Origin of the sequence: Mesorhizobium sp. M2A.F.Ca.ET.039.01.1.1, assembly GCF_003998035.1 — a bacterium.
Classification (GTDB): Bacteria; Pseudomonadota; Alphaproteobacteria; order Rhizobiales; family Rhizobiaceae; genus Mesorhizobium.
Map to the genome: position 1 here is coordinate 1 of NZ_RZRY01000245.1, position 8,575 is coordinate 8,575.

Here is an 8,575-nt window from a genome sequence, read left to right on the forward strand (position 1 = left end):
GAGAAGGCTGGTCACGAATTTCATTAGGTTCCTCCCTAAGTCGCCTGGTGAAGGTTGCGGAAGCTCAATCTGGATAGGCGCGGCCCAAACGGAACTTTATCAATAAAAAACAGATGCCTTTTTTGATAGAGCATTGCCATGGCCGATGCAAGCGGTGTCTGTTGCCGTTTGTGTGACGCGCGATGGATTTGCCTCCCCCTGCGGCTCCTCATTGGCAGCATGTCGGCGCTTCCGTTCCTCCCTGTGACATGGAACGATAATTTCACATAGCTGTCAATGTGGAATATTCATTCCATAATGAAGTCATGCGACAGTGAAGACCTAGTCGCGCTTCCGCCAATGGCCTTCGGACTAAAGCGTCGCGCCGAGATGCCAGGGAACGAACTCGTTGTCGCCGTAGCCGAACGCCTCGCTCTTGGTCTTGCGGCCGGACGCCGTCTCGATGATCAGCTCGAAGATCTCGCGGCCCATGCCGGCAATGGTCTTCTCGCCCGAGGCGATAACGCCACAATTGACGTCCATGTCCTCTTCCATCTGGTGGTACATGGTCGAGTTGGTGGCGACCTTGATCGACGGCGTCGGCCGGCAGCCGAAGCAAGAACCGCGGCCGGTGGTGAAGACGATGACATTGGCGCCGCCCGCCACCTGGCCGGTGGCCGAGACGGGGTCGTAGCCGGGCGTATCCATGAACACCAGGCCGTGGCCCGAAACCTTCTCGGCATAGCCGAAGACGCCATTCAACGGCGTCTGGCCGCCCTTGGCGACGGCGCCCAGAGATTTTTCCAGGATCGTGGTCAGGCCGCCGCGCTTGTTGCCGGGCGAGGGGTTGTTGTCGATCGAGGCGCCATGCTTGGCGGTATGGTCCTCCCACCATTTCACGAAGCCGTCGAGCTTGGCGGCGATCTCGGGCGAGGCGGCGCGATAGGCGAGCAGGTGCTCGGCGCCGTAGATCTCGGTCGTCTCCGACAGGATGCCGATGCCGCCGACGCCGGCCAGGATGTCGACAGCGGCGCCCAGCGCCGGATTGGCGGTGATGCCCGACATGCCGTCCGAGCCGCCGCATTGCAGGCCGACGACGATCTCGCTGACCGGGATGGGCTCGCGCTTGAGGTGGCCGACTTCCTCGGCGATCTCGGTGAGCACGCCCATCGCCTTCTCGACCGATTTGCGCGAGCCGCCGGCCTCCTGGATGTTGAAATGACGTTTTCCCGCCGCCACACCCTTCTGGCCGTAGAGGGTGAGCTGGTTGACCTCGCAGCCCAGCCCCACCATCATCACGCCGCCGAAATTCGGATGGCGAGCATAGCCCGCGAGCGTGCGGTGCAGAACCATCATGCCGTCACCGGTGCCGCTCATGCCACAGCCCTGGCCGTGGACGATCGGCACGAAGCCGTCGATGCCGGGATATTTTGGCAGAATCGTGCGGTTGGCCTCGTCGGCAATGGCGTGGCAGACGGTGGCCGAACAATTCACGCTGGCGATGATGCCGATGAAGTTGCGCGTGCCGGCGCGCCCGTCGGCGCGGCGGTAGCCCATGAAGGTGCGCTTGCGGTCGGCTTCGGTGGCGTGCTCGGCCTCGCTCGGCGGAACCACCGGCAGGCGGCCGCTCTCGAACACCAGATTGTGCGAATGGACATGCTCGCCGGGCGCGATGTCCTGGGTGGCGCGGCCGATCGCCTGCGCGTATTTCACCACGGCTTCGCCCGCGGTGATCGGCCTGATCGCAACCTTGTGGCCAGGCTCGATCACCGCGATCGCGGTGGCGCCACCCGGCAGCGCCGTGCCGATCTCGATGCGGCCGTTGGCGACCGCGACATTGTCGGCGGGGGAAAGAAGAATGGTGTTTGCGGGGTTCACGAGCGGCTGTCCTGGGTCATCCTGGGAATGCGGGCGGATTGACATGCGCCCGTTTGGGGGTAATGTCTTTTATCGTGAAAAAACAGTTTTGCGTCAATTGTTTTTTCATCACGGGCGGCTGGCGCCCCTTGTTCGATGCGCGACCGCCCGTTTGGCAAGCCGGCGAAAAACGATTCCGCTTTTCGGGGCCGTGCGCTAGGAGACACCGATCATATCGCGCTTTCGGCTGTCCGCCGCGAGCGTTGGGGGATACAGGCATGTCGAAGAGCAACAACGTCTACAAGGACGCGTTCAACCGCTGCCTGCGGCTGCTCGACGAGACCCAAAGCCTGCCGTCCGAGCCGGAACTCGGCACGCTGCTCGGTGTGAGCCGGACCACTGTGCGCAGCATCCTTTCGCGCATGGAAGAGACCGGGCTGATTGCCTGGAACAAGCGTAACAAGACAGTGCTCAGGGGACCGCTGCCGGAGGATTTCTTCCCCGAGGAAGAGACGGACTCGCTGGCCGAGATCATCGAGCGCTCCTTCATGCGCAGGCTGCTTGCCGGCGGCGCCGAGGCCGGCATGCAGATCAACGAACTGGAGCTGGCGCGCGAGATCGGGGTGGGCACCACCAGCGTGCGCGAATTCCTGATCCGGTTCTCGCGCTTCGGGCTCATCGAGAAGCGGCGCAACAGCCACTGGGTGCTGAAGGGTTTCACGCGCGCCTTCGCGCTGGAGCTGACCGAGATCCGCGAGATGTTCGAGCTGCGCTCGGCGGCGGCCTTCGCCGCCCTGCCGGTGGACAGCGCGGTGTGGGCCGATCTCGACCGGCTGGAGGTCGAACATCGCCAGCTTGCCAGCGACATAGCCACGCGCTTCAACGAATTCTCGGAGCTCGACGAGCGTCTCCACCGGCTGATCCACCGCGCCTCGCACAACCGCTTCATCGTCGACTTCTATGACGTGATCGCGATGATCTTCCACTACCACTATCAGTGGAACAAGGCCGAGGAGCGCCAGCGCAACGAGGTCGCGATCCAGGAGCATCTCGCCTATATCGCGGCGCTGAAGTCGCGCGATCCCGCCAAGGTAGACGTCGCCTGCCGCAAGCACCTGAAGTCGGCGCGCCAGACGCTGCTGAGCTCGATTCCCGAGGGACGGCAGGCGCAGCCCGCCGACGGTACGTTGTCAGGCACATTTGCCCGGGCATGAACGGGTATCGCGCCGCGTTGCCGCAGCGCGGTTTTGCCGATTTTCCCGCCTTATCGTCCGTGTTACGGTCGATCGAATTTCCGGGAGAGGCTTTGCGTTGCATATCCGGCTGAGACGATGGAGCATGCCGGCCGCGTTCGTTGCGGCGCTGCTCCTGTTGCTTCAGTCCTCTCTCGGCGCTTTCGCCTTCGGCGGGCCGTCGCAGCTCGATGCCTTCGGCAACGTCATCTGCACGCATGAAGGGGCCATAAAACTCCCCGGCGGCGATCCGCACCAGCAGCATATGCCGGCCTGCTGCTCGCTCGGCTGCAGCATGGTTTCGCCAGCGCATCTGCCGCCGCCGGAAGCAGGCGCGGTGGCCGGAACCGGGCTTTTCGAGGCGGTCACCTTCCAGCTTCCGGCCTTCCGGCATCAGGATTTCGCCCGCGACCGTTCTCCGGCCAATCCGCGCGCGCCGCCGGCAATAGTCTGATCCGCGGAATCCTCCGCGGGCCCGTTCATCAAAGATCACTGTTCGCGGCCGCAAAACGGCGCGATTCTCATATTCATGGAGCAACCATGTCCAAGCTTCTTTTCAAGGCGCAAACCTTCGGCCTTCGCGGCGCGCCGTTCCTTTTCCAGCAGCGCATTGGCCTTGCCGTGCTCAGCCTTCTGCTTCTCCTGGCTTGCGTTCCCTTCGCCATCGCACATGAATTCAAGGTCGGCGACCTCGAGATCGAGCATCCCTGGTCGCGGGCGACGCCGCCCGGCGCCAAGGTGGCCGGCGGCTATTTCACCGTGGTCAACAAGGGCAGCGCGCCCGACCGGCTGCTGTCGATTTCCTCCGACATCTCCGACAAAGTCGAGCTGCATGAGATGGGCGTCAAGGACGGCGTTATGACCATGCGGCCGGTCGAGGGCGGGCTGGAGATCCCGGCCGGCGGCAAGGTCGCGCTGAAGCCCGGCGCCTACCATCTGATGTTCACCGGCTTGAAGCGGCAGCCGAAGCAGGGCGAGAAATTCCCGGCGACGCTGACCTTCGAGAAGGCCGGCAGCGTCAAGGTCGAGTTTGCCGTCGAAGGCATGGGCGAGACCGGCAGTGGCGACATGGACATGGACCACGCCGAATAATCCGCCAAATCGAAATCAGAGGGACAATTCATGATGAAGTATCTTCTGGCGGCGGGCGTGCTTTGCGCGCTCGGAACCAATGCCGCGCTCGCCCATATCACGCTGGAAACGCAGGAAGCGGCTGTCGGCTCCACCTACAAAGCAGTCTTGCGCGTGCCGCATGGCTGCGAGGGCAAGGCGACGACGGCCGTGCGCGTGCAGATCCCCGAAGGCGTCATCGCGGTGAAGCCGATGCCCAAGCCCGGCTGGACGCTGCAGATCAAGAAGGGCAAATACGAGAAATCCTACCAGCTCTATGGCGAGACGCTGACCACCGGCGTGAAGGAAGTGGACTGGAGCGGCGGCAATTTGCCGGACGAATTCTATGACGAATTCGTCTTCCGCGCCTCGCTGGCGGCCGACCTGCCGGCCGGCCAGATGCTCTATTTCCCGGTGGTGCAGGAATGCGGCGACGCCACCGACCGCTGGATCGAGATCCCGGCGGCGGGCCAGGATGAGGACGCCTTGGAAAGTCCGGCGCCCGGCATCAAACTACTGCCGAAGAGATGATCTTTATTGGCGCGCTCCATCGGGGCGCGCCACCATTTCCTGTAAGACGGCATGAACGCAGCACAATCTTCCCCGACGATGCGCCTGCATACCGGCCCGATTGCCTGGCTGGTGGCACTGCTCGTGGCGATGGCGGTGTTGGCCATGCCCGGGCGAGCCTTCGCGCATGCGGCGCTGGTCGCGACAGATCCTGCCGACGGCGCCTTGCTGGAGCAAAGCCCGGCGCAGTTTTCGCTGATCTTCAGCGAGCCCGTCTCGCCGCTGGTGCTCACTCTTGTGCGGCCGGACGGCTCGCAGCTTGCTTTGACATCCTTCCGTCTCAACGACCAGACGGTCGAGATCGACAATCCCGAAACGCTTAAATACGGCACGCATGTTTTGAGTTGGCGGGTGGTGTCGGTCGACGGCCATCCGGTCGGCGGTTCGGCGCTGTTTTCCATCGCCGCGCCAAGCGCGGCACCGACCGCGGGCGAAGCCGTGGACTGGACGCTGCGCGCGGCGATCTGGGCCGCTAGGTTGTTTTTCTATGCCGGCCTCTTCCTCGGCGTCGGCGGCGCGTTCGCTCTCGCCTTGCTGGCCGGGGACGTGCGCCGCGGCCGGCGCTTTGTCGCCGCGGCCCTCATTTTCGGCCTCGCCGGCGCGCCGGTGTCGCTTGGGCTGCAAGGACTGGATGGGCTTGGCGCCCCGCTCGCGCGCTTTGCAGCGCCGGCCGTCTGGAAGACCGCGCTGGAGACGAACTATGTCTGGACCGTGCTGATCGGCCTGATCGCTCTTGGTCTCGCTTTGCTGTCGCTTGCCGGGCCGTCGGGTCTTCGCAAGCCGTCGGCAGGCGCAGCACTGCTTTGTGTCGGCGGCGCTCTTGCCGCCAGCGGCCACGCCAGCGCCGCCGAACCGCAATGGCTGACGCGGCCGCTGGTGTTCCTGCATGGCACTGCAATCGCCTTCTGGGCCGGCGCGCTGGCACCGCTCGGCCTGGCATTGCGGCGGGAGCCGGCGGAAGCAAAAGTCTTTCTGCGGCGCTTCTCCCGGGCGATCCTGCCGGTCGTCATCCTGCTTGCCGCAAGCGGCATCGTGCTTGGAGTCATCCAGGTGCAAGAGCCGGCTGCGCTGGTCCACACCGCCTATGGCCGCCTGCTGCTGCTCAAGCTGGCGCTGCTGCTCTTCCTGTTCACGCTAGCCGCGGTCAATCGCTGGACGTTGACGGCGCCCGCCGAGGCCGGTGACACGGAAGTGCAGCGACGGCTGGTGCGCTCGATCGGCATCGAGGTGGTGATTGTGCTCGCGATCTTCGGCGTCGCCGCCGGCTGGCGCTTCACCCCGCCGCCGCGCGCGCTGGCGATCGCCGCGGCGCAGCCGGTGTCGATCCATATCCACACGCTGGAAGCTATGGCCGATCTCAGCATCACGCCTGGACATGCGGGCGCGGTCGCGGCGTCGATGGTGATTATGACCGGTGATTTCGGACCGCTCGACGCCAAGCAGGTGACGCTGGTGCTGTCGAAGCCGGATTCCGGCATCGAGCCGATCAAGCGGCCGGCGAGGAAACCCGGCGACGGCACCTGGCGCGTCGATAATCTCGTCATTCCGCTGCCCGGCCGATGGAACGCCCGGCTCGATATCCTCGTTTCGGATTTCGAGGCGGTAAAAATCGAGGCGCCGATCGACATCCGATCCGATTGAGATCCAGTCCATATAGAATACGGCGAGGCGGTTGACGGCGCCGCCAAGGCCCGTCATTCATCTTGCGAAACAGTGGGCATCGCGCGGAACGCGGCCACAACAAGCATTCGAAAGCAGGGAAGAAACGATGGAAAAAGCCGAAATCGGCCTGATCGGCCTTGGCACGATGGGCTCCAACCTGGCGCTCAACATCGCCGAGCACGGGCACCGCATCGCCGTCTTCAACCGCACGCCGTCGCGCACCGACGCCTTTGTCGAGAGCGCCGGTCCGCTGAAGGACATGGTCGTTCCCTGCTACAGCCTGGAGGAGCTTGCCGCGGCGATCCGGCCGCCGCGGCCGATCATCATCATGGTGCTGGCCGGCAAGCCGGTCGACGAGCAGATCGCGGCACTGCGCGGCGTGCTCTCCGACAAGGACATCGTCATTGATGCCGGCAACGCCAATTTCCGCGACACAATGCGCCGCTTCTCGGAACTCTCCGGCTCGGGCCTGACCTTCATCGGCATGGGTGTGTCCGGTGGCGAGGAAGGCGCCCGCCATGGGCCCTCGATTATGGTCGGCGGCACTGAAGAATCCTGGAAGCGCGTCGAGAAGGTGCTGACCGCAATCTCGGCCAAGTTCAAGGACGAGCCTTGCGCGGCTTGGCTCGGGCACGACGGCGCCGGCCATTTCGTGAAGACCATCCACAACGGCATCGAATATGCCGACATGCAGATGATCGCCGAGATCTACGGCATATTGCGCGACGGGCTCGGCATGGCGCCCAAGGAGATCGGCAAGGTGTTCGAGGAATGGAACAAGGGCCGGCTCAACTCCTACCTGATCGAGATCACCGCCAAGGTGCTGGCCGCCGACGATCCCAAGACCGGCAAGCCGGTGGTCGATATCATCCTCGACCGCGCCGGGCAGAAGGGCACCGGTAAATGGTCGGTCATCGAGGCGCAGCAGCTCGGCATTCCGGCCACCGCCATCGAGGCGGCGGTCGCGGCGCGCGTGCAGTCCTCGATCAAGGACGAGCGGCAGGCGGCTGAAAAGGCTTATGGCGATATCGGCGTCGAGAAGATCGCCGGCGACAAGGCCGCGCTGCTCAAGGATCTGGAGTTGGCGCTGTTCGCCGGCAAGATCGCGGCTTACGCGCAAGGGTTCGCGGTGATGAGCGGCGCATCCAAGGAGTTCAACTGGAACCTGCCGATGCCGACCATTGCCAAGATCTGGCGCGCCGGCTGCATCATCCGCTCGCAGATGCTGGACACGATGGCCGAGGCCTTCGGCTCGGGCAGCGCGTCCACCAACCTCCTGATGGCGCCGGCCTTCATCGCGATGATGAAGGAAGCGCATCCGTCGCTTCGGCGTATCGTGGCCAGGGCGTCCGAGGCCGGCTCGCCGGTGCCGGCGCTGTCTTCGGCGCTGGCCTATTTCGACAGCTATCGCCAAGGACGCGGCACGTCGAACCTCATCCAGGCGCAACGCGACTTCTTCGGCGCGCATGGTTTTGAGCGCATCGGCGAGCAGGGCGCCTTCCATGGCCCGTGGGGGAGCGGCGCGGGGCACTAACCCCGATAGGGCAGGACCTCACTCGGCTTGCTCAGCGACTGCAGTGAGCCGGGTTCCTTGCCTGCAATCCAGCCAAGCACGGCGCGGGCGAGCTCGTAGCCGGCCAGCCGGAAATCCTCGTTGACGACGAGCAGCTCCCGTCGAAATAGGTGCAGCACCTCCGAGGACTGTTTCGACACCACGTCGACATCGCGGCCGAGCTTCAGGCCGGCATCCTCGATGCCAGCGACGACGGCGAGCGTTGCCGCGGCGGCGCTGCTGATGATGCCGTCCGGGCGGTCGTCTCGGCGCATGAGCTGGGCGGTGCGCATCCTGATCTGCTCAATCGTATGGTCGATCGAGACGGTGTTGAAGGGCACCTCCGAGGCGCCGACCTCGCTCAGCGCATCTGCAAAGCCGTTCACCGTATAGCGGAAATAGGTGAGGCCAACCGGGGGCGTCACGAGGGCAAGCCGGTTGCGGCCTTTGGCGGCGAGCGCGCGAACGGCTTCGCCGGCAAAGGCGTAATTGTCGAAGTCGTGATAGGGATGCACCAGCCCCATGTCGGTGCGGCCATGCGTGGCGAAGGGAACGCCGTGCTCCAGCATGTAGCGCGCCCGCGGATCGTTGGGCTGCGTGCGCGATATGATGA

At 64.6% G+C, this 8,575-nt stretch carries 8 protein-coding genes; 6 read left to right on the top strand and 2 right to left on the bottom strand.

The annotated features are described in order from the left end of the window. Positions 1-351: 351 nt before the first annotated feature. Positions 352-1,857 carry an altronate dehydratase family protein gene (locus tag EOA24_RS18985; RefSeq protein WP_126081154.1) on the bottom strand — a complete coding sequence of 502 codons (1,506 nt, stop codon included), beginning with the start codon at positions 1,855-1,857 and terminating at the stop codon, positions 352-354. Positions 1,858-2,114: 257 nt separating this feature from the next. On the opposite strand from EOA24_RS18985, the gene EOA24_RS18990 reads away from it, so the two are divergent. From EOA24_RS18990 to gndA, 6 genes are all read left to right on the top strand, one after another. Then, positions 2,115-3,050: a GntR family transcriptional regulator gene (locus EOA24_RS18990; protein WP_126081155.1), complete on the top strand. Its 936-nt coding sequence runs from the start codon at positions 2,115-2,117 to the stop codon at positions 3,048-3,050. 124 nt (positions 3,051-3,174) lie between these two features. Next, entirely contained in the window at positions 3,175-3,522 is a 348-nt protein-coding gene (locus EOA24_RS18995; RefSeq protein WP_126081156.1) for a hypothetical protein, read from the top strand. An 86-nt stretch (positions 3,523-3,608) separates the two neighbouring features. Further along, on the top strand, positions 3,609-4,160 hold the full coding sequence (locus tag EOA24_RS19000; protein ID WP_126081157.1) for a copper chaperone PCu(A)C: 552 nt from the start codon (positions 3,609-3,611) through the stop codon (positions 4,158-4,160). A gap of 30 nt (positions 4,161-4,190) precedes the next feature. Continuing rightward, positions 4,191-4,709 carry a YcnI family protein gene (locus tag EOA24_RS19005; protein ID WP_126081158.1) on the top strand — a complete coding sequence of 173 codons (519 nt, stop codon included), beginning with the start codon at positions 4,191-4,193 and terminating at the stop codon, positions 4,707-4,709. A gap of 51 nt (positions 4,710-4,760) precedes the next feature. Continuing rightward, positions 4,761-6,389 carry a copper resistance CopC/CopD family protein gene (locus EOA24_RS19010; RefSeq protein WP_245466927.1) on the top strand — a complete coding sequence of 543 codons (1,629 nt, stop codon included), beginning with the start codon at positions 4,761-4,763 and terminating at the stop codon, positions 6,387-6,389. 127 nt (positions 6,390-6,516) lie between these two features. Continuing rightward, positions 6,517-7,944, top strand: a complete 1,428-nt coding sequence (gene gndA / locus EOA24_RS19015) for an NADP-dependent phosphogluconate dehydrogenase (protein WP_126081159.1) — start codon at positions 6,517-6,519, stop codon at positions 7,942-7,944. Here the strand turns inward: gndA and EOA24_RS19020 are convergent. Beyond that, the coding region (locus tag EOA24_RS19020) for a substrate-binding domain-containing protein (protein ID WP_189354017.1) at positions 7,941-8,575 on the bottom strand (635 nt) is incomplete at its 5' end. The genes gndA and EOA24_RS19020 overlap by 4 nt on opposite strands.

Coding starts and splice junctions, on each gene's coding strand:
- EOA24_RS18990 (WP_126081155.1), top strand. CDS start 2,115: ATGTCGAAGAGCAACAACGTCTACAAGGACGCGTTCAACCGCTGCCTG.
- EOA24_RS18995 (WP_126081156.1), top strand. CDS start 3,175: ATGCCGGCCGCGTTCGTTGCGGCGCTGCTCCTGTTGCTTCAGTCCTCT.
- EOA24_RS19000 (WP_126081157.1), top strand. CDS start 3,609: ATGTCCAAGCTTCTTTTCAAGGCGCAAACCTTCGGCCTTCGCGGCGCG.
- EOA24_RS19005 (WP_126081158.1), top strand. CDS start 4,191: ATGATGAAGTATCTTCTGGCGGCGGGCGTGCTTTGCGCGCTCGGAACC.
- EOA24_RS19010 (WP_245466927.1), top strand. CDS start 4,761: ATGAACGCAGCACAATCTTCCCCGACGATGCGCCTGCATACCGGCCCG.
- gndA (WP_126081159.1), top strand. CDS start 6,517: ATGGAAAAAGCCGAAATCGGCCTGATCGGCCTTGGCACGATGGGCTCC.